The sequence below is a fragment of the Streptomyces sp. WM4235 genome (assembly GCF_001279725.1).
Taxonomy (GTDB): Bacteria; Actinomycetota; Actinomycetes; order Streptomycetales; family Streptomycetaceae; genus Streptomyces.
Genome location: NZ_LGDE01000184.1, coordinates 1 through 1,322 on the forward strand (window position 1 = coordinate 1; position 1,322 = coordinate 1,322).

Here is a 1,322-nt window from a genome sequence, read left to right on the forward strand (position 1 = left end):
GCTTTGACCGGCCGCGAGGGCGATGTTGGTGGTGGCGGTGCCGTGGTGGTCGGCAAGCTGGGCACTGAGTTGGTGCTTGTCGGTCGTGCCTCTTGTGCGGCGCACGGTGGTGGCTTCGGGGCCGCTGTAGTAGCGGACGGCGTCGAGAACTTGGCCGGACTTGGTGACGGTGACCTCGGCGTCTCCGAGGTAGAGGGTGCGACTGCTGCCGGTCTCCTCGATCAGACGGTTGCCGGCTGCGTCGTAGATGTAGGTGGTGGTGTTGTCGAAGGTGAACTGTTGAGCGTTGGTCGCGTTGCAGATGTACAGCAGGAGGTCACTGCCGTCGGCGGTGTTGTTGCCGGGGACGTCGATGCACTGGTTGGTGGCCGGGTTGTTGAGGGACTTGTCGCCGGCGCGGTGGACGAACTTCTGCTTGTCGCTTCCGTCGCACGTCGACAGCACCAGCTTCTTACCGTTGGCTGTCAGGCACTTGTCCAGGGCGCGGACGGTGTTGTCGGTCAGGCGCCACTGTTGGGCCTTGGTTTCGTTGCAGGGGTAGAGCTGGACCGGGGTGCCGTCGGCGGTGCCGGCGTTTTCGACGTCGATGCATTTTCCGGAGGCTCCGATGACGGAGACGGCTCCGATGCCGGGGCTGGTGGCGGAGGTGAGCTTGCCTCGCCGGTCCCAGTTCAGGGTTTGGGTGTCGCCGTCGATGCGTCGGGTCTTGGTGTTGCCGGAGGAGTCGTAGGTGTAGTTGGAGAGCGAGGTGATCGTGGATGCCGCGGTGCGGGTGGTCTTCTGGGTCTTCGCGAGGATGTGAGGCTTCGTTGTGATGGGCGGCTGTGAGGGGTTGCCGGCGATGGTGACGCCGTAGTCGTAGGTGGTCTCGTCGTCCAGTGCGCTGTTGGTGAGGTCCTTGTTGACCAGCTTGGTGCGGTTTCCGATGTTGTCGAACTGGTATTCCTGCCAGAAGCCGTCACCGTCGGGGCCGGGTGTGACGTCGGCCAGGCTGGGGCCGGTGCAGGCGGCGGTTTTGCCGGTCCAGGCCTTGGTCAGTTGGCCCATCGGGTCGTACTGGAAGCACTGGCGGTCTTCGCGGCCGCCGGACTGCGTATCGGTGATGGAGGTGATGTTGCCGGCCGGGTCGTAGACGTAGGAGACGTCGCTGATCCGGTTGGGGCCCGTCTCGCGGTCGCTGATCTGGTTGGTGATCTGCCCGGTGTTCGGGTTGAACTGGTTGGTGGTCCAGACCCGGTTCGGGGCGTTGCCGGAGGCGGTGCGCAGGACCTCGCCGTACGGGCTGTATTTGATGTCGGCGGTGTACCAGGCCAGGCCGGACA

The 1,322-nt window shown here is 64.8% G+C and carries 1 protein-coding gene; it reads right to left on the bottom strand.

What is annotated here, in order from left to right; genetic code table 11:
• The coding region (locus ADK55_RS15235; protein WP_199826527.1) for an RICIN domain-containing protein at window positions 1–1,322 on the bottom strand (1,322 nt) is incomplete at both ends.